This is a genomic window from Variovorax boronicumulans (assembly GCF_040544675.1).
GTDB lineage: Bacteria > Pseudomonadota > Gammaproteobacteria > Burkholderiales > Burkholderiaceae_C > Variovorax > Variovorax boronicumulans_D.
This window is the reverse complement of record NZ_JBEPKK010000004.1, coordinates 331,418-356,274: the sequence shown is the minus strand read 5'-3', so window position 1 is coordinate 356,274 and position 24,857 is coordinate 331,418. Positions and strand designations below refer to the sequence as shown.

General features: G+C 67.1%; 26 protein-coding genes and 1 tRNA gene. 10 read left to right on the top strand and 17 right to left on the bottom strand.

The annotated features are described in order from the left end of the window. Positions 1-8: 8 nt before the first annotated feature. The 4 genes from ABIC90_RS10320 to ABIC90_RS10305 form a co-directional block, all read right to left on the bottom strand. Positions 9-773, bottom strand: a complete 765-nt coding sequence (locus tag ABIC90_RS10320; protein ID WP_354353998.1) for a UDP-2,3-diacylglucosamine diphosphatase — start codon at positions 771-773, stop codon at positions 9-11. Between the two features lie 91 nt (positions 774-864). Further along, a complete protein-coding gene (locus ABIC90_RS10315) occupies positions 865-1,380 on the bottom strand; it encodes a peptidylprolyl isomerase (RefSeq protein WP_354353997.1) in 516 nt (171 codons plus the stop codon). A gap of 27 nt (positions 1,381-1,407) precedes the next feature. Next, positions 1,408-2,016, bottom strand: coding sequence for a peptidylprolyl isomerase (locus ABIC90_RS10310; protein ID WP_354353996.1), 609 nt, complete (start codon positions 2,014-2,016; stop codon positions 1,408-1,410). Positions 2,017-2,116: 100 nt separating this feature from the next. Next, positions 2,117-2,707: a tetratricopeptide repeat protein gene (locus ABIC90_RS10305; protein WP_354353995.1), complete on the bottom strand. Its 591-nt coding sequence runs from the start codon at positions 2,705-2,707 to the stop codon at positions 2,117-2,119. Positions 2,708-2,910: 203 nt separating this feature from the next. On the opposite strand from ABIC90_RS10305, the gene cysS reads away from it, so the two are divergent. The 6 genes from cysS to ABIC90_RS10275 all read left to right on the top strand — a co-directional run bounded on the left by cysS (position 2,911) and on the right by ABIC90_RS10275 (position 8,382). Continuing rightward, positions 2,911-4,287 (top strand): cysteine--tRNA ligase, encoded by a 1,377-nt coding sequence (gene cysS, locus ABIC90_RS10300; protein ID WP_354353994.1) that lies wholly within the window; start codon positions 2,911-2,913, stop codon positions 4,285-4,287. 17 nt (positions 4,288-4,304) lie between these two features. Further along, positions 4,305-4,955, top strand: a complete 651-nt coding sequence (locus tag ABIC90_RS10295; protein ID WP_354353993.1) for a DNA-3-methyladenine glycosylase family protein — start codon at positions 4,305-4,307, stop codon at positions 4,953-4,955. Between the two features lie 19 nt (positions 4,956-4,974). Beyond that, positions 4,975-5,955 carry an acetyl-CoA carboxylase carboxyltransferase subunit alpha gene (locus ABIC90_RS10290; protein WP_093433324.1) on the top strand — a complete coding sequence of 327 codons (981 nt, stop codon included), beginning with the start codon at positions 4,975-4,977 and terminating at the stop codon, positions 5,953-5,955. Positions 5,956-5,961: 6 nt separating this feature from the next. Further along, positions 5,962-6,933, top strand: coding sequence for a tRNA lysidine(34) synthetase TilS (gene tilS, locus ABIC90_RS10285; RefSeq protein ID WP_354353991.1), 972 nt, complete (start codon positions 5,962-5,964; stop codon positions 6,931-6,933). Positions 6,934-6,994: 61 nt separating this feature from the next. After that, positions 6,995-8,263: an aspartate kinase gene (locus tag ABIC90_RS10280; protein WP_354353990.1), complete on the top strand. Its 1,269-nt coding sequence runs from the start codon at positions 6,995-6,997 to the stop codon at positions 8,261-8,263. Positions 8,264-8,289: 26 nt separating this feature from the next. Beyond that, a tRNA-Ser gene (locus ABIC90_RS10275) sits at positions 8,290-8,382 on the top strand. Positions 8,383-8,427: 45 nt separating this feature from the next. Here the strand turns inward: ABIC90_RS10275 and ABIC90_RS10270 are convergent. Then, the gene (locus tag ABIC90_RS10270) at positions 8,428-8,892 is read right to left on the bottom strand and encodes a c-type cytochrome (RefSeq protein WP_354353989.1); all 465 of its coding nucleotides are present in this window, start codon (positions 8,890-8,892) and stop codon (positions 8,428-8,430) included. A gap of 90 nt (positions 8,893-8,982) precedes the next feature. Between ABIC90_RS10270 and ABIC90_RS10265 the strand changes: the two genes are divergently transcribed. Continuing rightward, on the top strand, positions 8,983-9,654 hold the full coding sequence (locus tag ABIC90_RS10265) for a hypothetical protein (RefSeq protein WP_354353988.1): 672 nt from the start codon (positions 8,983-8,985) through the stop codon (positions 9,652-9,654). Between the two features lie 39 nt (positions 9,655-9,693). Here ABIC90_RS10265 and ABIC90_RS10260 read toward each other — a convergent pair whose 3' ends face one another. The 5 genes from ABIC90_RS10260 to ABIC90_RS10240 form a co-directional block, all read right to left on the bottom strand. Further along, complete coding sequence (locus ABIC90_RS10260) at positions 9,694-9,882, bottom strand: hypothetical protein (protein ID WP_354353987.1); 189 nt, start codon at positions 9,880-9,882, stop codon at positions 9,694-9,696. A gap of 152 nt (positions 9,883-10,034) precedes the next feature. Then, entirely contained in the window at positions 10,035-10,841 is an 807-nt protein-coding gene (locus ABIC90_RS10255; RefSeq protein ID WP_354353986.1) for a PPK2 family polyphosphate kinase, read from the bottom strand. 43 nt (positions 10,842-10,884) lie between these two features. Continuing rightward, positions 10,885-11,319, bottom strand: a complete 435-nt coding sequence (locus ABIC90_RS10250) for an RNA-binding S4 domain-containing protein (protein ID WP_354354096.1) — start codon at positions 11,317-11,319, stop codon at positions 10,885-10,887. 26 nt (positions 11,320-11,345) lie between these two features. Then, entirely contained in the window at positions 11,346-12,764 is a 1,419-nt protein-coding gene (locus ABIC90_RS10245) for a sensor histidine kinase (protein WP_354353985.1), read from the bottom strand. 7 nt (positions 12,765-12,771) lie between these two features. Beyond that, positions 12,772-13,455, bottom strand: a complete 684-nt coding sequence (locus tag ABIC90_RS10240; protein WP_354353984.1) for a response regulator transcription factor — start codon at positions 13,453-13,455, stop codon at positions 12,772-12,774. 128 nt (positions 13,456-13,583) lie between these two features. Between ABIC90_RS10240 and ABIC90_RS10235 the strand changes: the two genes are divergently transcribed. From ABIC90_RS10235 to ABIC90_RS10225, 3 genes are all read left to right on the top strand, one after another. Next, a complete protein-coding gene (locus ABIC90_RS10235) occupies positions 13,584-14,543 on the top strand; it encodes a tripartite tricarboxylate transporter substrate binding protein (RefSeq protein WP_354353983.1) in 960 nt (319 codons plus the stop codon). 98 nt (positions 14,544-14,641) lie between these two features. Then, complete coding sequence (locus ABIC90_RS10230; RefSeq protein ID WP_354353982.1) at positions 14,642-15,205, top strand: tripartite tricarboxylate transporter TctB family protein; 564 nt, start codon at positions 14,642-14,644, stop codon at positions 15,203-15,205. Position 15,206: 1 nt separating this feature from the next. Further along, positions 15,207-16,730, top strand: a complete 1,524-nt coding sequence (locus ABIC90_RS10225) for a tripartite tricarboxylate transporter permease (protein ID WP_354353981.1) — start codon at positions 15,207-15,209, stop codon at positions 16,728-16,730. Positions 16,731-16,850: 120 nt separating this feature from the next. Here ABIC90_RS10225 and fur read toward each other — a convergent pair whose 3' ends face one another. From fur to ABIC90_RS10190, 7 genes are all read right to left on the bottom strand, one after another. Beyond that, positions 16,851-17,294, bottom strand: coding sequence for a ferric iron uptake transcriptional regulator (gene fur, locus ABIC90_RS10220; RefSeq protein ID WP_354353980.1), 444 nt, complete (start codon positions 17,292-17,294; stop codon positions 16,851-16,853). A gap of 40 nt (positions 17,295-17,334) precedes the next feature. Continuing rightward, entirely contained in the window at positions 17,335-17,895 is a 561-nt protein-coding gene (locus ABIC90_RS10215; protein WP_354353979.1) for a carbonate dehydratase, read from the bottom strand. Further along, the gene (locus ABIC90_RS10210; protein WP_354353978.1) at positions 17,892-18,059 is read right to left on the bottom strand and encodes a hypothetical protein; all 168 of its coding nucleotides are present in this window, start codon (positions 18,057-18,059) and stop codon (positions 17,892-17,894) included. Before ABIC90_RS10210 ends, ABIC90_RS10215 begins: the two co-directional genes overlap by 4 nt. Positions 18,060-18,209: 150 nt before the next feature. After that, positions 18,210-21,320, bottom strand: coding sequence for an efflux RND transporter permease subunit (locus ABIC90_RS10205; RefSeq protein WP_354353977.1), 3,111 nt, complete (start codon positions 21,318-21,320; stop codon positions 18,210-18,212). Between the two features lie 19 nt (positions 21,321-21,339). After that, a complete protein-coding gene (locus tag ABIC90_RS10200) occupies positions 21,340-22,551 on the bottom strand; it encodes an efflux RND transporter periplasmic adaptor subunit (RefSeq protein ID WP_354353976.1) in 1,212 nt (403 codons plus the stop codon). After that, entirely contained in the window at positions 22,548-24,038 is a 1,491-nt protein-coding gene (locus ABIC90_RS10195) for an efflux transporter outer membrane subunit (protein ID WP_354353975.1), read from the bottom strand. Before ABIC90_RS10195 ends, ABIC90_RS10200 begins: the two co-directional genes overlap by 4 nt. Further along, positions 24,035-24,799, bottom strand: a complete 765-nt coding sequence (locus ABIC90_RS10190; RefSeq protein WP_354353974.1) for a TetR/AcrR family transcriptional regulator — start codon at positions 24,797-24,799, stop codon at positions 24,035-24,037. Before ABIC90_RS10190 ends, ABIC90_RS10195 begins: the two co-directional genes overlap by 4 nt. Between the last annotated feature and the right edge of the window lie 58 nt (positions 24,800-24,857).

Below are 24,857 nucleotides of genomic sequence, written 5' to 3'. Positions count from 1 at the left end.
GGGCGCCGCTAGCGCAGGTCGACGCGTTGCGCGCCGGCGGTGGACAGGCACAGCAGCTGCGCGCGCGGTGGATGGGCCGCGGCGTCCCAGTCGCTCAGCACGATACGTCGCAAGCCATTGCCCAGGTCGTGATCGGCGGGGCGGTGGGTGTGGCCGTGCACCAGCGTGTGCGCATCGGCCTGCTGCAACCATTGGCGCGCGGCGTCGGTGTCCACGTCGGCCCAGATCGTCGACGGGTTGCGCTTGCGGTCTTCGCTTTGCACGCGCATCGAACGCGCGAGCGCGCGGCGTTCTTCCAGCGGGCGTGCGAGGAACGCGGCCTGCCATCCGTGCGTGCGGACCTGCGCGCGGAACTTGAGGTACTCGGTGTCCTCGAGGCAGAGGATGTCGCCGTGGCTCAGCAGCCATCGCTGGCCGTGCAGCACCAGCACGGTCGGGTCGTCGAGCAGCGTGAAGCCGCATTGCGCCGCGAGCGCGGGGCCGACGAGAAAATCGCGGTTGCCGTGCATGAAGAACACCGGCAGGCGCTGTGCCGCGAGGCGCAGAAGCTCGGTGCATTGCGCCTCGAAGCTGCCGGGCGCGGCGGCGGCATCGTCGCCCACCCACACCTCGAACAGGTCGCCCAGGATGATGAGCGCATCGGCCGGCGTGGTCTGCAAATAGCCCTGCCAGGCGTCGAAGGTGGCGGGCTCGCCGGCCTGCAGGTGCAGGTCGGACATCAGGTCGACGGTGCGCCACGCGGGCGGTGCCACCAGTTCGCCGAACACGGTCATTGCGGCCGCCGCCGGCGCGCCCCGAGGCGAGCCGCGCCGCCCCGTCGCGGGGTGGCGAAGCACACGAAGCGGCTAGCCGGGGGGCTCACGGTCACTCGACAGTGACGACGGCCTTTTCGATCACCACGTCTTCGAGCGGCACGTCGTCGTGGAAGCCCTTGCGACCCGTCTTCACGGCCTTGATCTTGTCGACCACGTCGGTGCCGGCGATGACCTTGCCGAACACCGCATAGCCCCAGCCCTGTGCCGAAGGCGCGGTGTGGTTCAGGAAGTCGTTCTTGTCCGACACGTTGATGAAGAACTGCGCGGTGGCCGAGTGGGGCGCGCTGGTGCGGGCCATGGCGACGGTGTAGTTGTCGTTCTTGAGGCCGTTGTTGGCTTCGTTCTCGATCTCTGCGCCGGTGGGCTTTTGCTTCATGCCGGGCTCGAAACCGCCGCCTTGCACCATGAAGCCGGGGATCACGCGGTGGAACACCGTGTTGTCGTAGTGGCCCTTCTTCACGTAGGCCACGAAGTTTTCTGCCGACTTCGGCGCCTTCTCGGCGTTGAGTTCGAGCGTGATCACGCCGTAGTTCTTGATGTGCAGTTCGACTTGGGGATTGGTCATGAGGGGACTCCTTCTTCGGAAAAGTGATTACTTCGCCAGGGTGGCGGACTTGATGGTGATGGTTTCGAGCGGCACGTTCTGCATGCCGCCCTTGTTGCCGGTCTGGACCGCGCGGATCTTGTCGACCACGTCGGTGCCGGCCACGACCTTGCCGAACACCGTGTAGCCGTAGCCGTCGGGGTTGGGCGCGTTGAGCGAGTCGTTGTTCTTCACGTTGATGAAGAACTGCGACGTGGCCGAGTTCGGGTTGCCGGTGCGCGCCATGGCGATCGTGTACTTGTCGTTCTTCAGGCCGTTGGAGGCTTCGAGCGGAATGGGCGCGCGCGTCGGCTTTTGCTGCATGTCGGCCGTGAAGCCGCCGCCCTGGATCATGAAGCCGTCGATCACGCGGTGGAACACCGTGCCGTCGTAGTGCTTGTCCTTGACGTACTGCAGGAAGTTCTCGACCGACTTGGGCGCCTTGGCCGCATCGAGTTCGACCACGATGTCGCCGGCCGAGGTAGCGAGCTTCACGCGAGGTGAGGCTTGTTGGGCGTAGCCGGTGGCGGCAAAGCTGAGTGCGGCGGCCAGGACGAGGGCGCTGCGGCGGCTGAAGCTGCTGGGCTTCCTGGAATTGGAGAAGGCGTGGATCGTCAAGTGATGCTCCGTTTGCGAAATTGGGAGGAGGGCGGCGGCCCGGCAACAACGGCTGTTGCCACAGGTGCCCGCAGAGGCTGCGGCTTGTTTGTTTGCTTGCTTACTTGCTGGCGCGGCCGACCGGCTTGCGAATGACCACCGGCGCGGCCGGCAGTGCGGCGGCAGCGGCCTCGGCCGTCGGCGAGAAGATCTGCCGGATCAGCGAGAGCTTGGGCGCGACGCTGGCGTTGGTGGTGGCGAACTGCTGGGCGCGCACATATTCCTGGGCTGCCAGGCGGGCGTACACGTCGCCGAGGTTCTCGTGCGCGGTGGCGTAGTTCGGGTTGAGCTTGATCGCCGACTCGAGTGCGGCGCGTGCCTGGTCGAACTTGCTTTGCGATGCGTAAAGCGCCGCGAGGTTGTTGTAGGGCTCGGGCAGTTCGGGGAAATCCTGCGTGAGCTGGGTGAAGGCGGCGATGGCCTCGGCCTGCTTGTTCTGCTCGGTGAGGATGACGCCGCGCAGGAAGCGCATCTGCGGATCGCGCGGCTTGCCGGCGATGTAGGTGTCGGCCTTGGCCAATGCTTCAGCGGCCTTCCCCTGACGCAGCAGCAGGTTCACATCGTCGTAGTCGTTGGCGTGCGCGGCCGCACCCCAGAGGCTGAAGAGCAGGGCGAAGGCTATGGGAAGTTTGGAGAACACGGCGTGCTTCATGAAGCCTCGGCAGGATTGGGAAAGGCGGGCCTGGACAACACCCGGAAGGTCTGCGCTGACATGCGGCGACAGCCGTTTATACTGCGTGTCATTGTAGCCGAGGGGCCATGTCCAACCCCTCGTAGCCACTGTCCCCGCCACCCCTGAATCACACCGTCGTTCGCCCGTGCCGCACGTGCGCGAAGCGACGCTTTCCGAGTCTCATGAGTCTGCGCATCTACAACACGCTTTCGCGTGAACTGGAGGAATTCTCCCCATTGCAACCTGGCAAGGTGCGCATGTACGTGTGCGGCATGACGGTCTACGACTTCTGCCATATCGGACATGCCCGCATGATGATGGCTTTCGATGTGGTGCAGCGCTGGTTGCGCGCGAGCGACTACGACGTGACCTATGTGCGCAACATCACCGACATCGACGACAAGATCATCGCGCGCGCGGTGCAACGCGGCATCACGATCCGGCAACTGACCGATGAAGTCATCGCTGCGATGCATGAAGATATCGGCGCGCTCGGCATCGAGCCGCCCACCGTCGAGCCGCGTGCCACCGAGTACGTCCCGCAGATGCTCGGCATCATCGAGAAGCTGGAACGCAAGGGGCTGGCCTACCGTTCGCCCGACGGCGACGTGAACTACGCGGTGCGCAAGTTTCCAGGCTACGGCAAGCTGTCCGGAAAATCGCTCGACGAATTGCATGCAGGCGAGCGCGTCGCGGTGCTCGAGGGCAAGCAGGACCCCCTCGATTTCGTGCTCTGGAAAGCGGCCAAGCCGACCGAGCCGGACGATGCGAAGTGGGACAGCCCCTTCGGCACCGGCCGCCCAGGCTGGCACATCGAGTGCTCCGCAATGAGCTGCGCGACGCTCGGCGAAAGCTTCGACATCCATGGTGGCGGCGCGGACCTCCAGTTCCCGCACCACGAGAATGAAATCGCGCAAAGCGAAGGCGCCAATGGCAAGCCGCTGGCGCGCTTCTGGGTGCACAACGGCTTTGTGCGCGTAGACAACGAGAAGATGTCCAAGAGCCTGGGCAACTTCTTCACCATCCGCGAGGTGCTGCAGAAGTACGACGCGGAGAGCCTGCGTTTTTTCCTGGTGCGCACCCACTATCGCAGCGCCCTGAATTACAGCGATGCGCACCTGACCGATGCGCGCAACTCGCTCAAGCGTCTTTACACCGCGCTGGACCTGGTGACGCCTGCGCCGGTGGCGCTCGACTGGACGAATCCGCATGCGGCGGCCTTCAAGGCCGCGATGAACGAAGACTTCGGCACGCCGGGCGCGATCGCGGTTCTGTTCGAGCTGGCCACGGGCGTTCATCGCACGCAGTCCGCGGAAACCGCAGGCCTGCTCAAGGTGCTGGGTGGCACGTTGGGGCTGCTGCAGGGCGACCCCAAGGCGTTCCTGCAAGCAGGCACCACGCTGGACGACGCAGCGATCCAGACGCTGATCGCTGAACGCGCCGCCGCCAAGGCCGCAAAGAATTTCGCCGAAGCCGACCGCATCCGCCAGTCGCTGCTGGAGCAGGGCATCTTGCTCAAGGATTCGCCCACAGGCACGACCTGGGCCGCTGCCCAGTGAACGGAACCACCAACCCCATGCCTGCTTCCAGGAATCCGACGGTCCAGATCTACACGCCGGACTATTGGGAAGATGCCTGCAAGCACCTGGCCAAGAAAGACCGCGTGATGAAGCGGTTGATTCCGAAGTTCGGCACCGCCTGCCTGGAATCGCGCGGCGACGCCTTCACCACGCTGGCGCGCAGCGTCGTCGGCCAGCAGATCTCGGTGAAGGCCGCGCAGACCGTCTGGGACAAGTTCGCGGTGCTGCCGCGCAAGCTCACGCCGGCCAACGTGCTCAAGCTCAAGGTCGACGACATGCGCGCGGCGGGCCTTTCGGCACGCAAGATCGAATACCTGGTCGACCTGGCCCTTCACTTCGACTCGGGCGTGGTGCACGTCGATTCGTGGAAGGACATGTCCGACGAACTCATCATCGAAGAACTCGTGGCCATCCGCGGCATCGGCCGCTGGACGGCCGAGATGTTCCTCATCTTCCACCTCATGCGCCCGAACGTGCTGCCCGTGGACGACGTCGGGCTGCTCAACGGCATCAGCGTCAATTACTTTTCGGGCGACCCGGTCAGCCGCAGCGATGCCCGCGACGTCGCCGTGGCCTGGGCACCGTATTGCAGCGTGGCGACTTGGTATATTTGGCGGTCGCTGGACCCCGTGCCGGTCGCGTATTGAAATAAAACAGGAGAAGACGTTGGCGAAACGAACCTTCCTCGATTTCGAGCAGCCCATTGCGGAACTCGAAACAAAGATTGAAGAACTGCGCTATGTACAGACCGAATCGGCGGTCGACATCTCGGAAGAAATCGATCAGCTCGGCAAGAAAAGCCAGCAGCTCACCAAGGACATCTACAGCGACCTGACGCCCTGGCAGATCACCAAGATTGCCCGGCATCCGGAACGGCCCTACACACTCGACTACGTCAACGAAATCTTCACCGACTTCGTCGAACTGCACGGCGACCGGCATTTCTCGGACGACCTGTCGATCGTGGGCGGCCTCGCGCGCTTCAACGGCGTGCCCTGCATGGTGCTGGGCCACCAGAAGGGCCGCGACACGAAGGAGCGCACCGCGCGCAACTTCGGCATGAGCAAGCCCGAGGGCTATCGCAAGGCGCTGCGTCTCATGAAGACGGCCGAAAAATTCAAGCTGCCCGTGTTCACCTTCGTGGATACGCCCGGCGCGTACCCCGGCATCGACGCTGAAGAGCGCGGCCAGTCCGAAGCCATCGGCCGCAACATCTTCGAGATGGCGCAGCTCGAGGTGCCGATCATCGTCACGATCATCGGCGAGGGCGGCTCCGGCGGTGCGCTGGCCATTTCGGTGGGCGACCAGCTGGTGATGCTGCAGTACTCGATCTACTCGGTGATCAGCCCCGAAGGTTGCGCGTCCATCCTCTGGAAGACCAGCGACAAGGCGCAGGAAGCGGCCGATGCGCTCGGCATCACCGCGCACCGCCTGAAGGCGTTGGGCCTGGTCGACAAGATCGTGAACGAACCGGTCGGCGGCGCGCATCGCGACCATCGCCAGATGGCTGCGTTCCTGAAGCGCGCGCTCAACGACGCGTTTCGCCAGGTCAGCGACCTGAAGACCAAGGAACTGCTGGACCGCCGCTACGAGCGCCTGCAGAGCTACGGCCGGTTCAACGACACCAAGGCCGATACCGGCCGCTGAGCACCGATGAGCGAAGCCTTCGAACGCGCCATTGCCGCGTTCGAGCCGGCGCATTGGCCGCTGGCGGTGGGCTTCAGCGGCGGTGCGGATTCCACCGCCTTGCTGGCCGCGTGCGCCGCGCGTTGGCCGGGGAGGGTGCTGGCCTTTCACGTGCATCACGGGCTTCAGGCCGCGGCCGACGATTTCGAACGGCATTGCGGCGCGGTGTGCGAGCGGCTGGGTGTGCCGCTCGTCGTGCACCGGGTCGATGCGCGGCATGCACCGGGCGACAGCCCTGAAGACGCGGCGCGGCGCGCACGCTACGAGGCATTTGCTGTCATGACGCGCATGGATGCAGGGCGTCCGCCGATCCAATCCATCGCTCTCGGGCATCACGCGGACGACCAGATCGAAACGCTCTTGCTGGCGTTGTCGCGCGGCGCCGGTCTTCCGGGCCTGGCGGCCATGCCCGCGCATGCCGCTCGCAACGCCTTGGACATTTATCGACCTCTGCTGACAGTGCCGGCAGCCGATATCCGCGCCTGGCTCGCAGCGCGCGATCTCCCGTGGATCGAAGACCCGAGCAACAGCGACGCCCGCTACACCCGCAACCGGATCCGCGCGGTGCTGCTGCCCGCGCTGGATGAGGCCTTTCCGCAATTCCGGACCACCTTCGCCCGCAGCGCCGGCCATGCGGCACAGGCACAGCAACTGCTGGCCGAGTTCGCGGCGCAAGACCTGGAGGCAACGGGAGGGCCGCCCGCCATCAAGGCGCTGCAGGCGCTCTCGCGCGCCCGGCAGGCCAATGTGCTGCGCCACTGGCTGATGCAGGCGCATGGCTGCGCACCCAGCGCCGCGCAACTCGAGCAGCTGCTCGATCAGGTCCGCGCCTGCACCACGCGCGGCCACCGCATCCACCTCAAGGTTGCCGGTGGTTTCGCCGAGCGCAGGGGTGAGCGGCTGCATTGGTACAATGCCCCGCCCTCGCCGAAGACTTAGCGCTTACAGCTTGCAGGGCGCCGCCTAGACAGCGGCCCTTTCCTTTTCTCTGATTTCACCCATGGCATTGATCGTTCACAAATACGGCGGTACGTCGATGGGCTCGACCGAGCGCATCCGAAACGTCGCCAAGCGCGTCGCCAAGTGGGCGCGCGCCGGCCACCAGATGATCGTGGTCCCGAGTGCCATGAGCGGCGAAACCAATCGCCTGCTCGGCCTCGCCAAGGAGCTGGCGCCGAGCAAACCGGGCGAAGCCCACAACCGCGAACTCGACATGCTGGCATCGACCGGCGAGCAGGCTTCGTCCGCGCTGCTGGCCATTGCGCTGCAGGCCGAGGGCGTGGAGTCGGTGAGCTATGCGGGCTGGCAGGTGCCGGTGCGCACCGACAGCTCGCACACCAAGGCCCGCATCGAGAGCATCGACGACCTGCGCGTGATGGCCGACCTGAACGCTGGCAAGGTGGTGGTCATCACCGGCTTCCAGGGTGTGGACGACGCGGGCAACATCACCACGCTGGGCCGCGGCGGCAGCGACACATCGGCCGTGGCCATCGCGGCTGCGATGAAGGCGCACGAGTGCCTGATTTATACCGACGTGGACGGCGTCTACACCACCGACCCGCGCGTCGAACCCGATGCGCGCCGCCTGACCACCGTGAGCTTCGAAGAGATGCTCGAGATGGCCAGCCTGGGCTCCAAGGTGCTGCAAATCCGCTCGGTGGAATTCGCCGGCAAGTACAAGGTGCCGCTGCGTGTGCTTTCGAGCTTCACCGCATGGGACATCGACATCAATGAAGAGGCCAAGTCCGGCACGCTGATCACTTTCGAGGAAGACGAAAACATGGAACAAGCCGTCGTATCCGGCATCGCATTCAACCGCGACGAAGCCAAGATCTCGGTGCTCGGCGTCCCCGACAAGCCGGGCATCGCGTATCACATCCTCGGCGCCGTGGCGGATGCCAACATCGAGGTCGATGTGATCATCCAGAACCTGAGCAAGGACGGCAAGACCGACTTCAGCTTCACCGTTCACCGCAACGAATACGCCAAGACGATCGACCTGCTTCAGGCGAAGGTCATGCCCTCGCTGGGCGCGACGGAAATCGTGGGCGACACCAAGATCTGCAAGGTCAGCATCGTCGGTATCGGCATGCGCAGCCACGTCGGCGTGGCAAGCAAGATGTTCCGCGTGCTGAGCGAAGAGGGCATCAACATCCAGATGATTTCGACCAGCGAGATCAAGACCTCGGTGGTGATCGACGAAAAATACATGGAATTGGCCGTCCGCGCGTTGCACAAAGCCTTCGATCTGGACCAACCGGCCGTCTGAGGATGGCATAATCGCGGCTTCTTTCAGGAACTGTGACCGAGTGGCCGAAGGTGCTCCCCTGCTAAGGGAGTATGGGGTGTAGAGCCTCATCGAGGGTTCGAATCCCTCCGGTTCCGCCAAGCCAAGCGTTTCGACGCTTTAAAACGCCCCTCACGGGGCGTTTTTCATTTCCGCGTACCCACTGACGCCACTGGCGGTTGCGACAGCACCCAGGTCGCCAGCACCTTCGAGTCGGCTTCGGAGACCAGGCTTTGCCGCGGCATGATGACGCGCCCCCAACTCCCCACGCTGCCGTTGCGGATCTTCTCGGCCATTCGCGGTGCGGCTCCGGCGTCGTTGCGATAGCGGTCTGCGATCTGCGCGAAGCCCGGGCCGACCTGCTTGTGAACCAGACCGTGGCAGGCTATGCAGCCGTTTTTTCTCAAGAGGTCGGCCGGCGGTGCGGTCTGCGCCATGGCGGTGGCCGTGCCGACGGAAAGGGTGAACAGCGCGATGCCGGCGATTCGACGGGTGATGCGCTTGGCGAGAGTGGTTGACTGCATGCGGCATCGTCGCACGCCCTTTGCGCGTGGAGAAAAAAGGCCACCGAAAGTCCACTCGCAGCATCGCCTCTCGCCGCCGCGTTCCATGCGTCGTGCATTCGCGACAACTCGATTCAATAGTAACTATATGTATGGTTAAATCCGCGGAACTACCGCGAAAGAGGAAGAGGGAAATCCATGAAGCTGTTGCTGAGCATTGCGATCGCCGCTGTGGCCCTGGCAGGCTGTGCCTCCAGGACGCCGCTGACACCGACAGAGCCCGGAACAGGGAGCGGTCTCAGCTACGTGCCCATGGTCGCCATGCAAGGCGTCGACCCGGTCAGCTATGACAACGACGTGGCCGCCTGCCGCACCGCCGCCACCCGCATCACGGCGCGCAGCGAAACCGGCGATGCGATGTGGGCCGCGCTCGGCCTGGGCCTGATCACGGTGCACGGCCAGGGCATCGTCGCCGCGGCTTCATACACCGGCATCACCGCAGCCATCATCGACTGGAACGGCCGCCCGAGCTCGGAACTGATCGCCGAGCACCAGCAGATCGCCATCGTCCACTGCATGGCCAAGCGCGGCTACCGCAACATGGACCCCAATGTGCGCGACACCTTCTACGGCCACAGCTTCAATCCGACCGTCGACCTCCAGCCGCGCCGCACCGGTGTCGACACCTACAACGTCGAAAGCCTGGCCAAGGCCGGGCGCTGCAACATCCAGCCGCGCGCCGAACTGACGGCCAAGGGCCCCGGCTTCGAGTCGTACAACGTGCCTTGCCAGAACGGCGGCATCTGGGCGGTTCGCTGCGAATTCGGCAAGTGCCGCGTGCTGGCCCAGGCGCCGGTTCGCCGTTCCTGAGCTCTTGAGCCCAAGTCAGCGCCCGGCACCCGCGCTGCCTCAGCGCCAGACGTAGTGGCCGGGCACCCGGCGGCCGTGCTCACGGTGCGCCGGCACCCAGACCTTGTGCTTGCGGTGGCTCGGTCCCGCATGCGGACGGTCGTAGCCCGGGCCGTGGCGCGGCGATGGCTGGGCCAGTGCGGCGGTCGAGAGAACGCAGGCGGCAATGACGAAGATGATTTTTTTCATGTTGGAGTCCTTCGGTTGGATGACGCACCGAAACCCGGTGCGGCATGAACCTTAGTTCGCAGCGTTGCCCCGCCTCGTAGGCCGCCGGGCACTTTACAAACAGGACACCAAAAAGCTGCGCACCGCCGCTCGGCGGCCACGCGCCGGCCGCCTCACTTGACGATCATTCCGTTCAGCGCCGGGTCCGGGGGCGGTGCCTTGAGCTTCATCTGCCGCAGTGTCTTCATCAGCAACTGCGCAATCATGAGGTTGCGGTGGCGCTTGCTGTTCGCGGGTATCACGTACCAGGGCGCATGTTCGGTCGAGGTGGCCGCCAGCATGCTCTCGTAGGTCCGCTGGTAGGCACTCCACTTGGTGCGCACTTCCAGGTCGCCCATGCTGAACTTCCATTGCTTGCCGGGCGTGTCGATGCGGGCCTGCAGGCGCTCGCGCTGCTCGTCCTTGTCGATGTGCAGCATGCACTTGACGATGACCGTGCCGGTCTCCACCAGCAGCCGTTCGAAGTCGTTGATCTGCGCATGGCGGCGCTTGGCCTCGGCCTTGTCGATCCAGCCCTCGACCACCGGCACCAGCACGTCTTCGTAGTGGCTGCGGTTCCACACCGCGATCTCGCCGTTGCGCGGCACGACCGCATGGCAGCGCCAGAGGTAGTCGCGGGCCCGCTCTTCTTCGGTCGGGGCCTTGAATGCGGCCACGCGCACGCCCAGGGGCGAGGTGCGGGAGAACACCCAGCGCACCGTGCCGTCCTTGCCGCTGGTGTCCATGCCCTGCAGCACCAGCAGCACCTTGCGCCGGCCTTCGGCATGCAGCAGGTTCTGCAGCTCGTCGAGTTCGACCGCCAGGGCGTCGACCTCTTCGCGCTGCGCGGCTTCGTCGCCCTCGCAGAAGGCGGTGTCGCCGGGGTCGATCTGTGAGAGCTTGAACTTGCCGCCGACGCGGTATTTCTTGAAGCTGGCCATGGACTGGAACTCCGTGAAGAAGAAAAGCCCACAGCCTAAGCGATCAACGGTCGGTGTCTTCCGGGTCGATCGAGGCGCTCCAGCGGTTGTCCCATTCGGCGTGGCGCACCGCACCGTCGAGGTCGCGCCGGTTGCGCTTGGTGGGGCGACCCTGTTCGATGGCCAGGGCCGGCTCGCTGCCCATGCGGCGCAACTCGCGCATGTGGGCCTGCGCGGCAATGCTCTCGGGCGTTTCCTCGTAGAGCAACTGGGCGACGGGCGCCGGTCCGCGCTGGCCGCTGATGCCGCGCACCGTCACGGTCCGCGTCTGCACGCCCTGGCGCATCGTCACCGTGTCGCCGGCCTTGACCTCGCGCGAGGCCTTGGCGACGTCGCCGTTCACCTGCACCCGGTTCTTGCCGATTTCCTCGGCGGCCAGCGACCGCGTCTTGAAGAAGCGGGCGGCCCAGAGCCATTTGTCGATGCGCAGACGTTCCAGAGTTTCCATAGGTTCAAAGACAGGGTTCAGGCATTGTGCCGCCAGAGCGGCAGATGCACGACGGCGTCCAGGCCGATCACCCGTGCGGTGTTGTCCTGCGCCGTGCGGTTGTCCAGGCGGATGCCGCCGCCCAGCGCAAGCACGATCTCTCGGCAGATCGCCAGGCCCAGCCCCGAGCCGCTCGACGTGCCGGCGGAGAAGGGCGCAAACAGCCGCTGCCGCAGCTCCGGTGAAATGCCCGGGCCCGCATCGCGCACGGTGAGCACGGCGCATTCGTCTACCGCCTGCACCGTCACCGACAGCGCGGCCCCCGCAGGGCTCAGCTTGATCGCGTTGTGCAGCAGGTTGCGCGTGAGCTCCTGCAGCATCCACCGGTGCGCGCGCACCGCCACCGGCGCGTCGGCGGCCAGCTCGAAATCGAGCGCCTTGTCGGCCACCAGCGGCGACAGGTCGAGCACGATGTTGCGCACCACCTCGGCCAGGTCGAGCGTCGCGTACTCGGGCTGCTGGCGCAGCTGCTCCACCTTGGCCAGGGAGAGCATCTGGTTGGCCAGCGTGGTGGCGCGCTCGACCGTCTGGCTGATTTCGCTGAAGGCCTGCTCGGGCGCCACGTCCCCGCGCCGCGCCGACTGCACCTGCGCCTTGAGCACCGCCAGCGGCGTGCGCAGCTGGTGGGCGCTGTCGCGCACAAAGCGCTTCTGGTGATCGAGCAGCCGCTGCAGCCGCCCCATCACCTCGGTGGTGGCGTCGATGAGCGGGCGCAGTTCGCGCGGTGCGTCCGGCGCATCGACGGGCGAGAGGTCGTCGGCGGGGCGTTGCTCGATGGCTTCGCCCAGTTTGCGCACAGAGCGGGTGGCGCGCTGCACCACGAACACCGTGACGCCCGCGATCACGCCCATCAGCAGCAACTGGCGCCACAGCGTGTCGACCAGCAGCTTGCGCACCAGCGTCTCGCGCAGCTCCAGCGTTTCGGCCACCTGCACCACCGCCATGCCGCGCCCGCGCGCGCTGGCCACGGGCTGCAACAGCACCGCGACGCGCACCGGCTGGCTGCGGAACTGCGCGTCGTAGAAATCGACCAGCGCCGCGTAGGCGCCGCGGTCCGGAATGCGGCCGCGCCAGAACGGCAGCTCGGCAAAGCCCGAAACCATTTCGCCGTCGAGCGCGGAGACCCGGTAGAAGAGCCGGCTGCGGTTGTCGGCCTCGAAGGCCTCGAGCGCGGAATAGGGCACGATGGCGCGCAACTGCGCGTGGTCGTCGTAGCCCTCCACGTCCAGCTGCTCGCCGATGGTCTTGGCCGATGCGAGCAGCGTGCGGTCGTAGGCGGTGGTGGCGGCCGCAAGGCTCTGGCGGTACAGGCTCACGCTGTTGATCACGATGAACACCGCTACCGGCGCGAGGATGCCCAGCAGAAGCCGCGCGCGCAGCGAAGACACCGTCCTCATGCGGCCTTCATTGGGTTTCCGGGCGCAGCAGGTAGCCCAGGCCGCGCATCGTCATCAGCACCGCGCCCGTGCCCACGAGCTTCTTGCGCAGGCGATACACCACGACCTCGATGGCCTCGTACTGCACGTCGGCCTCGCCCGGAAACACCAGCTCGAACAGGCGCTCCTTGGTGACCGCATGGCCCGGCTTCATCATCAGCGCCTTCATCAGCGCCAGTTCGCGCGGGGTGAGTTCGAGCAGATCGGCGCGGTTGTAGATGGCGCCGTTGTCGGGCTCGAAGCGCAGGCCGCCGATCTCCTGCGGGTTGAGGCCCATGTCGGGCCCCACGCTCTGGCTGCGCCGCCGCAGCGCGCGGATGCGGGCCTCCAGCTCGTCCAGGTCGAAGGGCTTGGGCAGGTAGTCGTCGGCACCGGCGTTCAGGCCGACGATGCGGTCGCCCACCGTGCCGCGGGCCGTGAGCAGCAGCACCGGCGTGCGCAGGCCCTCGGCGCGCGCCTGGGCCAGCACCTGCAGGCCGTCGAGGTTGGGCAGGCTCAGGTCGAGCGCCACCACATCGGGCTCGATGGCGCGCCACTGCGCCACCGCCTCGGCCCCGTCGCCGCACACGCGCACGTCGATCCGGCGCCGGCCGAGCGTGCGCTGCAGCGTGATTTGCATCGAGGGATCGTCTTCGACCAGCAGCAGCTTCATACGGTGGCGGCGGGGTGGGTACTTTGGTGTTTTCCCCAGTCTGGCGGACAGCCAACTGACAGCGGGGCGGCGCATGATAGCGGCTCAGGTCCAAGTCAGGTTCCTTTAGCTCTCAGGAGACAAACACAATGCGTCGCGATACCTTTTTGAAGTCCTTGGCCGCACTGGCCGCCGCCGGGGCGCTGCCGCTCTCGGCACGTGCTGCAGCCAACGTCAAGATGATGATCCCCGCCAACCCGGGCGGCGGCTGGGACACCACCGGCCGCGCATTGGGCAAGGCCCTGAGCGACGCCAAGGTGGCCGACACCGTCACCTACGACAACAAGGGCGGCGCCGCCGGCGCGCTGGGCCTGGCCCAGTTCGTGAACGGCTCCAAGGCCGATCCCAACGCACTGATGGTCATGGGCTCGGTCATGCTGGGCGGCATCATCACCGGCAAGCCGCCGGTCAAGCTCGAACAGGCCACGCCCATCGCGCGCCTGACCACCGAGTACAACGTGTTCGTGCTGCCCTCGAACTCGCCGTTCAAGACCATGAAGGACGTGGTCGAGCAGCTCAAGAAGGACCCCGGCAGCGTCAAATGGGGCGGCGGTTCGCGCGGCTCCACCGAGCACATCGCCGCGGCCATGATCGCGCAGAAGGTCGGCGCCGATCCCTCCAAGATCAACTACGTGGCCTTCCGCGGAGGCGGCGAGGCCACCGCCGCCGTCCTGGGCGGCAACGTCACCATCGGCGGCAGCGGCTACAGCGAGTTCGCCGAATACATCGCCGCCGGCAAGATGAAGGCCATTGCCGTCACCTCCGCCCAGCGCCTGCCGGGCATCGACGTGCCCACGCTCAAGGAGCAGGGCATCGACGTGGAAATCGGCAACTGGCGCGGCGTGTACGGCGCGCCCGGCATCTCGGCCGAGCAGCGCAAGGCGCTGACCGACATGGTGCTGGCCGCGCTCAAGAGCCCCTCGTGGGCCGATTCGATCAAGAAGAACGCATGGACGCCGGCCGTGCTGTCGGGCGATGCCTTCGCCAAGTTCGTGGACGACGACTTCGCGAGCCTGCGCGCCATCATGACCAAGTCCGGCATGGTCTGACCCTCGGCGCGCACCCCTGGCCCGCCCACGGCGCGCTGTCCTCGCAAGAGACGACAGCGTGCCGTTTTCAAATCCAGCATCACATTTCGGGAGCAAGAATGACAACTCCAGAACCCTCGGTTTCGCCGCCTGACAGGGCGTCGCAAACGGCGGCCCAGGCCGCGGCTGTCTGGCCGCAAACCATCGTCGGCGCGGGCGTCCTGCTCACCGGCCTGGCGCTGGCCTTCGGCGCCATCGGCATTTCTTCCGAGGCCGGCTACGGCGGCGTCGGTCCCAACTTCCTGCCTTGGCTGGCGTCCTTGGCACTCGTGCTGTGCGGCGCCTGGATCCTCTGGGAGGCGCGCACCGGCGGCTTTCGCGAGCTCGATGCGCCCACCGGCGCCGACAGCGCCTACTGGCCCGGCTTCGTCTGGGTCTCGGCCGGGCTGCTGCTGAATGCGGCGCTGATCACCACCCTGGGCTTCATCCTGAGCTGCACGCTGTGCTACGTGCTGGCCGTGCAGGGCCTGCGCCGCGCGAGCGGGCAGGCCGGCGTGAATGCGCCGCGCACCTTTGTGACCGACTTCGTCACCGGCGTGCTCATCGCGGCGCCTGTGTTCTGGACGTTCACGCAGTTCCTGGCCATCAGCCTGCCAGGCCTTACCTCCACCGGGTGGCTCTGACATGGAAATCTTCAACGCACTCATGGCGGGCTTCGCCGCGGCGATCACCCCCGTCAATCTCATCTGGTGCCTGGTCGGCTGCGCGCTGGGCACCGCCGTGGGCGTGCTGCCCGGCATCGGCCCGGCCGTGGCGGTGGCCATGCTGCTGCCGATCACCGGCAAGGTCGACATCACGGCCTCGATGATCTTCTTCTCGGGCATCTACTACGGCGCCATGTACGGCGGCTCGACCACCTCCATCCTGCTCAACACGCCCGGCGAAACCGCCAGCATGGTGACCGCGATGGAAGGCAACAAGATGGCCAAGAGCGGAAGGGCGGGCGCGGCGCTCGCCACCGCGGCCATCGGCTCCTTCGTGGCCGGCACCATCGCCACCGTCGTCGTCACGCTGTTCGCGCCCTTCGTGGCCGAGTTCGCGGTCAAGCTCGGGCCGCCCGAGTACTTCCTGCTGATGCTGCTGGCCTTCACCACGGTGAGCGCGGTGCTCGGCAAGAGCACGCTGCGCGGCATGACCGCGCTGTTCGTCGGCCTGGCGGCCGGCTGCGTGGGCCTGGACCAGATCTCCGGCCAGGGCCGCTACACCGGCGGCGTGCCCGAGCTGCTGGACGGCATCGAGATCGTGCTGGTCGCGGTCGGCCTGTTCGCGGTGGCCGAGGTGCTGTATGCGGTGCTCTACGAAGGCAAGGTGGTCGAAGGCCAGAACAAGCTCAGCCGCGTGCACATGACCAAGCGCGACTGGAAGCGTTCCATTCCCGCCTGGCTGCGCGGCACCGCCATCGGCACGCCCTTCGGCTGCATCCCGGCCGGCGGCACCGAGATTCCGACCTTCCTGAGCTATGCAATGGAAAAGAAGTTGGCCAAGGACAAGGAAGCCAAGGCCGAGTTCGGCACCTCCGGCGCCATCGAGGGCGTGGCCGGTCCCGAGGCCGCCAACAACGCCACGGTGACGGCCGCGCTGATTCCGCTGCTCACGCTGGGCATCCCGACCTCGAACACCACCGCCATCCTGCTGGGCGCGTTCCAGAACTACGGCATCCAGCCGGGCCCGCAACTCTTCACCACCTCGGCCGCGCTGGTGTGGGCACTGATCGCCTCGCTCTACATCGGCAACGTGATGCTGCTGGTGCTGAACCTGCCGATGGTGGGCCTGTGGGTCAAGCTCCTGAAGATCCCGAAGCCGCAGCTCTATGCCGGCATCCTGATCTTCGCGACGGTGGGGGCCTACGGCATGCGCCAGAGCGCGTTCGACCTGTTCCTGCTCTACGGCATCGGCCTTCTGGGCGTGGTGATGCGGCGCTTCGATTTCCCCACCGCGCCCGTGGTGGTCGGCATGATCCTCGGCCCGCTGGCCGAAGCGCAGCTGCGCAATGCCATGTCCATCGGCGAAGGCAGCGCGGCGGTGTTCTTCCAGCGCCCGATGTCGATCACGCTGGTGATCGTCGTGGTGGCCGTGCTGGTGCTGCCGCGCCTGGCCAAGCGCATGAGCGAACGCAAGCTCAAGCGGCTGGCGCAGCTGGACGCCTGATCGCCTTTTTTCGTTCTCCTTGAAATGCCGCGGCGCCCTGGCCCCGCGGCATTTTTCTTTCAGGCCGGCGCTACTGGCGCGCCGTGTTGGCCGTTCGCGCTGCGTCCGGCGAACCGCGGCTCATCGCACCCGGCGATGCTCGCAATTTGGCTTCGTGCAACTGCCGTAGAGCGACAGCGCGTGCTCCTGCAGACGGAAGCCTCTCTGTTCGCACACCACGGTTTGCCGGTGCTCGATCTCGGCATCGTGAAACTCCTCGACCCGCCCGCAATCGACGCACACCAGGTGGTCGTGATGCATGCTGTCGTCGAGCTCGTAGATCGCCTTTCCGGTCTGGAAGTTGCTGCGTTTCAGAAGACCTGCCTGCTCCAGCTGGGCGAGCACGCGATACACGGTGGCGAGGCCGACTTCGGCGCGCGCCGCGGTCAGCAGGCGATAGACGTCTTCCGCCGAAAGATGCCGCTGCGCCTGGCTGCGGAAGAGCTCGAGGATCTTCAGGCGCGGCAACGTGGCTTTGAGGCCCACCCGCCCGAGCGTGTTCGGTGGAGCGGCATCGAGGGGCATGGTCCGGCGTTCCTCTCTCGCACCGGAGGCGCGTTCGTGCTCAGAACTCATTCTGGATTCGCTTGTAGCCCTCGACCAGGCGGTTGTTGGTGCGCGCCACGTCTTCCGAGAACTCCGAGGCCCGCGCGGTGACCTTGGGGATGGTGGACAGATCGGTCTTCGCGCCGATGCGCTCGGTCGACGGCACGTAGAAGTCCGGCGGCAGATGGCAGTCGTCGAGCACCGCGTTGTGCCGCACCACGCAGCCGCGCGCGACGGTGCAATTGAAGAGCACGCTGTTGAATCCGATGAAGACGCCGTCGCCGACGGTGCAGGGGCCGTGCACGATGGCGCGGTGCGCGATCGAGGTGCGCTCGCCAATGGTCACGGCGGCACCTGACTTGGAGTGGATGACCACGCCGTCCTGGATGTTCGAATGCGCGCCGATCACGATCGGCTCCATGTGGCCGTCCTCGTCGACCTCGTCGGCGCGGATCACCGCGTACGGCCCGATGAAGACGTTCTCGTGGACCACCACGCGGCCGCAGAGGATGGCGGTGGGGTCGACAAAGGCGCTCGCGTGAACCTGGGGCAGGTCGCCACGTGGGTTGCGGCGGATCATGGAAACACCTCGCCGGCGCGCTTGACGGCTGCCTGCGCCGGCGTGACCAACGCGGCTTCCGATGCAATGTCGGGCAATCGCGCGGCCGCCGTGAGGCGGCCGGCGTTGATCGGCAAGACAGGATGGGCAAGCGCGGCCCGTGCGCGGGAATCGATCTGGGTCATTGGATGTGGCTTTTCATTAATGCAATTATGTTGCACTAATTGCCGGCGGTGCAATGAAGCTTCACTGCTCGGAGCACACACCCTGCCTGCCGTGCCGGCGGAGGCCGGCGGCAAGCTGCCCCGGCGCAACCCGCCGCCCGACCGCGCCGTTCAGTGCCGCGGTGCCTCGACCAGGTCGTCGTCGATGTGCGGATCGGCTGGCTGCCCGCGCAGCCTGCGCACCGTCCGCTTGATCCAGTGCTCGATGTCGTCGATGTAGGTGAACACCGCCGGCACCACCAGGAGACTCAGCACGGTCGAGGTGATCAGCCCGCCGATCACCGCCATCGCCATCGGCGAGCGGAAGCTCGAATCGGCGGCACCGAAGCCCACGGCGATCGGCAGCATGCCGGCGCCCATGGCCAGCGTGGTCATGATGATGGGTCGCGCCCGCTTGTGGCAGGCGTCACGCAGCGCATCCCAGCGGCTCATGCCGTGGTCGCGGCGCGCCACGATGGCGTATTCCACCAGCAAGATCGAGTTCTTCGTTGCAACGCCCATCAGCATGATCAGCCCGATCAGCGAGGGCATCGACAGCGCCTTCTGCCCGATCAGGAGGCCCACGAAGGCGCCGCCCAGCGCCAGCGGCAGCGCGCAAAGAATCGTCACCGGGTGCAGGAAGTCCTTGAACAGCAGCACCAGCACGATGTAGATGCACAGCACGCCGGTGAGCATCGCCAGGCCGAAGCTGGCGAACAGCTCGGTCATCACTTCGGCGTCGCCCACCTCGGTCACGCGCACGCCGGGCGGCAGCTTCTGGATCGAGGGCAGGGCCATCACCGCGGTCTTCGCATCGCCCAGGCCCACGCTGGAGAGTTCGATCTCGAAGTTGACGTTGCGCGAGCGGTCGTAGCGGTCGATCACGGCCGGGCCGCCTTCCATGGTGAGCGAGGCGACCTGGCTCAGCATGACCGGACCGCGCGCGCCGGGCACCGAGAGGCGGCCCAGCAGGTCGAGGTCCTGGCGCGCCGAGTCTTCCAGCTTCACCACGATCGGCACCTGCCGCTGCGCGAGGTTGAGCTTGGCGAGCGACTGGTCGTAATCGCCCACCGTCGCCACGCGCAGCGTCTCGGCGATGGCCGCGCTGGTCACGCCCAGGTCGGCGGCGCGCGCGAAGTCGGGGCGCACCGCGATCTCGGGGCGAATCAGGCTCGCGGTGGAGGTGATGTTGCCCAGGCCCGGGATGGTGCGCAGGTCTTTCTCGACCGCGCTGGCGGCGGTGGCCAATGCCACCGGGTCTTCGCCGGTGAGCGCCAGGATGTATTTTTCGCCCGAGCCGCCCAGGCCCACGGTGCTGCGCACGCCGGGCAGGGTTTCGAGCGCGGTGCGGATCTGGTTTTCGATCACCTGCTTTCGCGGCCGGTCGCCGCGCGGATCGAGCTTGATGGTGAGCGTGGCCTTGCGCGTCTCGGGCGTGCCGAAGCTGGCAAAGGGATCGCCGCCCGCGCTGCCGCCGGCCACCGTGGTGTAGACGCTTTTCACATGCGGAATCTTCATCACGCGGTTGCGCGTTTCCTCGGCCGCGGCCGTGGTCTGCGCGAGCGTGGAGCCGGGCGCGAGCGACAGGTACACCTGCGTCTGCGAGTTGTCGTCCGGCGGAACGAAGCCGGTCTTGAGCAGCGGAATCATCGCCAGCGAACCGAAGAAGAAGAGGGTGGCCAGCACCATCGTCTTGAAGCGGTTGTGCGTGCTCCACGTCACCGCGCGCATGTACCAGCGCAGCCAGCCCGGCTCTTTTTCTTCACCGACGATGGGCTTGAGGAGGTAGGCCGCCATCATGGGCGTGAGCATCCGCGCGACCACCAGAGAGGCGAACACCGCGAGCGATGCCGTCCAGCCGAACTGCTTGAAGAACTTGCCGGCCACGCCGCTCATGAAGGCGGTGGGAAGAAACACCGCGATCAGCGTGAAGGTGGTGGCAATCACGGCCAGGCCGATTTCGTCGGCCGCCTCCATCGCCGCCTGGAACGGCGTCTTGCCCATGCGCAGGTGCCGCACGATGTTCTCGACCTCCACGATCGCATCGTCCACCAATATCCCGACCACCAGCGAGAGCGCGAGCAGCGAGATGATGTTGACCGAAAAGCCCAGCAGGTACATGCCGATGAAGGCCGGAATCACCGACATCGGCAGCGCCACCGCCGAGACGAAGGTGGCGCGCCAGTCGCGCAGGAACAGCCACACCACAATCACCGCCAGGATGGCGCCTTCGTACAGCAGGCGCAGCGAGCCGTTGTATTCCTCTTCCACCGGGTCGACGAAGTTGAAGGCTTCGGTCAGCTCGATGTCGGGGCGCTGCACGCGCAGGTCGGCCAGCGCCTTCTGCACCGCGTGGCCCACTTCCACTTCGCTGGCGCCGCGGCTGCGGGCCACTTCGAAGCCCACCACCGGCTTGCCGTTGAGCAGGGCCCCCGAGCGCGGCTCGGCGATGGTGTCGCTGATGCGCGCCACCTGATCGAGCCGCACGCGGCGGCCGTCGGACAGCACGATCTGGATGTCGTTCAGCTGGTCGGCCGACTGCACGGTGGCGAGCGTGCGCACCGGCTGCTCGCTGCCGCCCAGGTCGAAGCGGCCACCCGCGCTTTCGGTCTGCACCTGGCGCAGCTGGCGCGAGATGTCGCCGGCCGAGGCGCCCAGCGCCTGCAGCTTGGCCGGGTCCAGGTCGATGTGCACCTGGCGCGTGACGCCGCCCACGCGGTTGACCGCGCCCACGCCGGGCAGCGCGAGCAGCTTCTTGGTGATGTCGTTGTCCACGTACCAGCTAAGCGCCTCGGCATCCATTTGCGCGGACGCGATGGTGAAGGCCAGCACCGGCTGGCCCGCCAGGTCGAGCTTGGTGACCACGGGGTCGCGCACGTCGGCCGGCAGGTCGGAGCGCACGCGCTGCACCGCGGAGCGCACGTCGTCCACGGCTTCCTGCACGGGCTTCTCGAGGCGGAACTCCACGATGAGGGTGGCGGCGCCGTCCTGCACCTTGGTGGTGATGTGCTTGAGGCCCTGCACGGTGGCGATGGAGTTCTCGAGCTTGCGCGCGACGTCGGTTTCCAGCTGCGAAGGCGCGGCGCCGGGCAGCAACGCCGAGACCGTGACGGTCGGCAGGTCGATGTCCGGAAAGTTCTGCACCTTCATCGCGTTGAACGACAGCAGCCCACCGAAGGTGAGCAGCACGAACAGCATCACCGCCGGAATCGGGTTGCGTATGGACCAGGCGGAAACGTTCATGAGCGTGTTCCTTGTTGTCTTACTTGGCGGCCGCGGCGGATGCAGCGGGCTTCGGCGGCTCGGCCGGCTGGGTGCCCGCGGCAGCGGCCGGCGTTGCCGCCACCACGCGCACCAGGTCGCCGTCGTTCAGGAAGCCCGCGCCCTGCACCACGATCTGTGCGTCCTGGGGCAGCGGGCTCGTGATCTCGATGCGGTCGTTCAGGCGGCGGCCCGTTTGCACCTTCAGCTGCGACACGCGGTTGTCAGGCCTCACCAGGAACACGTTGTTGAAGCCGTCGCGCGGAACGATGGAGGCCTGCGGCACCGTGGACGCGGCGCTGCGGCCCAGCTCGAAGTCGCCGCGCGCGAACATGCCGGCCTTGATGCCGGTGTTCTGCAGCACATTCGGCAGGTCGACGTAGACCAGCGCCGCGCGCGTCTGCGGATCGACCGTGGGCGCGATGCTGCGCACCGTGCCGCGCACCTGCGCACCGCTGGCGCTCACCACGAAGGCGGGCGTTCCCACCGCGATGCGGGCGAGCTCGGCCGAGGTGACTTCGGCGCGCCATTCGAGGCGGCCCTGGCGGATCAGGCGAAAGAGCTCGGTGCCCGCCGCGACCACGCTGCCCACCGTGGCGGTGCGCGCCGAGATCACGCCGTTGTCCGGCGCCAGCACCTGCGTGTTGCGCCCGCGCACCTGCTGCGCGGCCAGTACCGCCTCCGCGGCCTCGACGCGCGCCTTGGCGGTCTGCTCGGTCGTCTGGTACTGGTTGATCTGCTGCTGGCTCAATGCGCCCGTGGCCTGCAGCGTGCGGGCGCGCGCGGCATTGCCCGCGGCGTCGGCGGCCGTGGCCCTGGCTTCCGCGAGCGAGGCACGCGACTGCGCGATGTCGGCCTGCACCGTCTCGGGCGAGAACACGGCCAGCACCTGGCCCTTCTTGACCACGTCGCCGACGTTCACGCGCACTTCGGCGAGCTTCAGGCCGTTCGACTCGGAGCCGACCACGGCCTCCTGCCAGGCGGCCACGTTGCCGTTGGCCGCGAGCGTGACCGTGAGCTCGGTGGCTTCGGGCTTCGCAACGGTGACAGTCAGCGACGGCTTGGGTGCCGCCGCACCGTCCTTGGTCTTGGCGGCGGCCGCCTGCTCGGCGGGCGTGCCCGAAGGCTTGCGCAGGAGCCACACGGCCCCCGCGACGACGATGACGAGCGCCAGCAGCGCGATGACGAGGGTGGAACGCTTCATTGTTTTCATGGCGACGTCGCAACCGTAGCGGTCGAGGTGGAGGTCATTGAGGAAGAAGTTGACGATTCGGGCCGGCTCCAGCCGCCCCCCATCGAGCGGTACAGCGACACCCAGGCCTCGGCGCGCTCGCGCTGCAGCGAGACGCGCGCGGTCTGCGCGGCGAACAGGGTGCGGCGCGAATCCTCCAGCTCGAACAGGCTGGCCAGGCCGCTGCTGTAGCGGGCCTGCGTGGCGTCGAAGGAGGCCTGGTAGTTCTTCACGGCGCTGTCGGCGTCGGTGGCACGGGCGTCGGTGGCGTCCAGATTGACCAGCGCCTCCTCGACCTCGCGCACCGCCTGCCGCACGTTCGCGCGGTAGAGCGAGACGGCCTCGGTGTAGCGCGCCTTGGCCGCGTCGGTGTTGGCCCTGCGCGCGCCGCCGTCGAACAGCGGCACCGTCAGAGACACCGGCCCCACGGACCAGGTGTCCAGCGATTCGCGAAAGCCGCTGGTGCGGATCTGCATGCGTCCGATGGAGCCCGAGAGTGTGAGCTTGGGATAGCGCTCGGCCTCGGCCGACCCGACCTCGGCACTGGCCGAGGCCACGCCGAGTTCGGCCGCATACACGTCGGGCCGCTGCGACAGCGCCTGCGCCGGTACGCTCTGGATGCTGCCGACCACCGGCAGCGCGCGCTGCGAGGGCGAAGCGGCGAGCTTGCGGATGAGCGTGGGTTCGTCGATGCCGCTGAGCGCCACCAGCGCCTTGCGCTGCACCGCGCACTGGGCGCGCTGTTGCGTGAGCCGGCCCGAGGCGTCCGAGGCGCTGGCGCGGGCGAGGGCCGCATCGGCCGGCGCGGTGAAGCCGGCGCGGGCCGACAGGTCGGTGAGCCGTGCGGTTTCGCCGCGCGACCGGGCGTCGGACTCGGCCACGCCCAGTTGCTGCTGGCAGGCGCGTTCGGCGAAATAGGCGTTGGCGGTTTCGGCGGCCACAGCCACCCGCGCGTCGTGCCATTTGGCGTTGGCGCTGTTGAGCTTCTGTTCGGCGGCGTCGCGGTTGGCGCGCAGGCGGCCGAAGAGGTCGATTTCCCACTGCGATTGCAGGCCGGCCTGCAGCGTGGTCACCGGTGCAACGGAGGTGCTGCCGCTTGAAGAAGAGCCGCCGCCGCTGAAGGACGACCCCGACACCCCCCGGCTGGCCGACGCCGTACCGTCCAGGCTGGGTGCCAGCGCCGCGCCGGCCTGCACGCGCGTGGAGCGCGCCTCGGCCACGCGCGCCGCGGCGCTCGCCAGATTGGGGCTGGCGGTTTCGGCCGCGGCGATCAACTCGACCAGCAGCGGGTCGTCCAGCTGGCGCCACCAGTCGGCCAGCGATGCCAGCGAGCCACCGTGCGGCAGCGGCGCATTCCATTGCGCGGGGAAGGGCGCCTCGACCGTGGCCGGCGGGCGCGTGAGGCCGCAGCCTGCAAGGCCCAGGCTGAGCGGGAGGCACAGGGTGGCGATCTGTAGTAGTCGTCTCATGTCTTCTTTCTCGCGACGCGGGCGGGGTTGGGCGCGGGGGCGGATGAGGGTGAAAGCGGCCCGGCCTCGGCCAGCAGCTTCCGGCGGGCCGCTTCGGCATGAACCAGCGCAATGGCGTAGCCCGCCAGCCGTTCGGCCCAGGTGTCGATGCTGCGCGGCGTGCGCAGCAGCGAGGGTCTTACCGCCTCGATGAAGTCCTGGTTCACGTAGAGCTGCATCGACAGCCCGGTGATCGCGTAGGTCAGGCGGTGGATGTCGTCGTCGGCGCGGTCCAGCTTCAGGTGGCGGCACAGCAGTTCGGCGAGCGCGCGGTGCGGACCCTTGATGTCGCGCTCCAGCTCCTCGGCCCATTGGCTGGTGGGCTCCAGCATCTCGCGCATGTGCAGCTGGATGCATTGCCGCACGATCTCGCCCTGCTTGAGCGGATTGATCGCCGAGGTGAAGCAGCGGCGCAGCGCGTCTTCGAGCGACAGGCCGGGCGTGCTGCAGATGGCCACCAGGTCGTTGCCGTCACCGCCCATCGGCTCGGTGAAGCAGGCGCCGTACAGGCCGTTCTTGTCGTTGAAGTAGTAGCTGATGGCCGAGATGTTGACCTCGGCCTCGCGGGCGATCTCGCGGGTGGAGGTCTTGGCGAAGCCCTTCTGCGCGAAGAGCCGCAGCGCCGTGTGCAGCAGGCGATGGCGCGCCTCGGCGCCGTCGCTGCGGGCGGCGCGGCGAGGGGCCTGGGGGTCGGAAAGGGGAGAAGGGGCGCTCGGAGTCATTGCGTGGCATTAGACCACGCAACAAATCAAACGATTGATTAACTTAAGGACTACTGAG

Coding starts and splice junctions, on each gene's coding strand:
- ABIC90_RS10320 (WP_354353998.1), bottom strand. CDS start 773: ATGACCGTGTTCGGCGAACTGGTGGCACCGCCCGCGTGGCGCACCGTC.
- ABIC90_RS10315 (WP_354353997.1), bottom strand. CDS start 1,380: ATGACCAATCCCCAAGTCGAACTGCACATCAAGAACTACGGCGTGATC.
- ABIC90_RS10305 (WP_354353995.1), bottom strand. CDS start 2,707: ATGAAGCACGCCGTGTTCTCCAAACTTCCCATAGCCTTCGCCCTGCTC.
- cysS (WP_354353994.1), top strand. CDS start 2,911: ATGAGTCTGCGCATCTACAACACGCTTTCGCGTGAACTGGAGGAATTC.
- ABIC90_RS10295 (WP_354353993.1), top strand. CDS start 4,305: ATGCCTGCTTCCAGGAATCCGACGGTCCAGATCTACACGCCGGACTAT.
- tilS (WP_354353991.1), top strand. CDS start 5,962: ATGAGCGAAGCCTTCGAACGCGCCATTGCCGCGTTCGAGCCGGCGCAT.
- ABIC90_RS10280 (WP_354353990.1), top strand. CDS start 6,995: ATGGCATTGATCGTTCACAAATACGGCGGTACGTCGATGGGCTCGACC.
- ABIC90_RS10270 (WP_354353989.1), bottom strand. CDS start 8,892: ATGGAACGCGGCGGCGAGAGGCGATGCTGCGAGTGGACTTTCGGTGGC.
- ABIC90_RS10265 (WP_354353988.1), top strand. CDS start 8,983: ATGAAGCTGTTGCTGAGCATTGCGATCGCCGCTGTGGCCCTGGCAGGC.
- ABIC90_RS10260 (WP_354353987.1), bottom strand. CDS start 9,882: ATGAAAAAAATCATCTTCGTCATTGCCGCCTGCGTTCTCTCGACCGCC.
- ABIC90_RS10255 (WP_354353986.1), bottom strand. CDS start 10,841: ATGGCCAGCTTCAAGAAATACCGCGTCGGCGGCAAGTTCAAGCTCTCA.
- ABIC90_RS10245 (WP_354353985.1), bottom strand. CDS start 12,764: ATGAGGACGGTGTCTTCGCTGCGCGCGCGGCTTCTGCTGGGCATCCTC.
- ABIC90_RS10240 (WP_354353984.1), bottom strand. CDS start 13,455: ATGAAGCTGCTGCTGGTCGAAGACGATCCCTCGATGCAAATCACGCTG.
- ABIC90_RS10235 (WP_354353983.1), top strand. CDS start 13,584: ATGCGTCGCGATACCTTTTTGAAGTCCTTGGCCGCACTGGCCGCCGCC.
- ABIC90_RS10230 (WP_354353982.1), top strand. CDS start 14,642: ATGACAACTCCAGAACCCTCGGTTTCGCCGCCTGACAGGGCGTCGCAA.
- ABIC90_RS10225 (WP_354353981.1), top strand. CDS start 15,207: ATGGAAATCTTCAACGCACTCATGGCGGGCTTCGCCGCGGCGATCACC.
- fur (WP_354353980.1), bottom strand. CDS start 17,294: ATGCCCCTCGATGCCGCTCCACCGAACACGCTCGGGCGGGTGGGCCTC.
- ABIC90_RS10215 (WP_354353979.1), bottom strand. CDS start 17,895: ATGATCCGCCGCAACCCACGTGGCGACCTGCCCCAGGTTCACGCGAGC.
- ABIC90_RS10210 (WP_354353978.1), bottom strand. CDS start 18,059: ATGACCCAGATCGATTCCCGCGCACGGGCCGCGCTTGCCCATCCTGTC.
- ABIC90_RS10205 (WP_354353977.1), bottom strand. CDS start 21,320: ATGAACGTTTCCGCCTGGTCCATACGCAACCCGATTCCGGCGGTGATG.
- ABIC90_RS10200 (WP_354353976.1), bottom strand. CDS start 22,551: ATGAAAACAATGAAGCGTTCCACCCTCGTCATCGCGCTGCTGGCGCTC.
- ABIC90_RS10195 (WP_354353975.1), bottom strand. CDS start 24,038: ATGAGACGACTACTACAGATCGCCACCCTGTGCCTCCCGCTCAGCCTG.
- ABIC90_RS10190 (WP_354353974.1), bottom strand. CDS start 24,799: ATGACTCCGAGCGCCCCTTCTCCCCTTTCCGACCCCCAGGCCCCTCGC.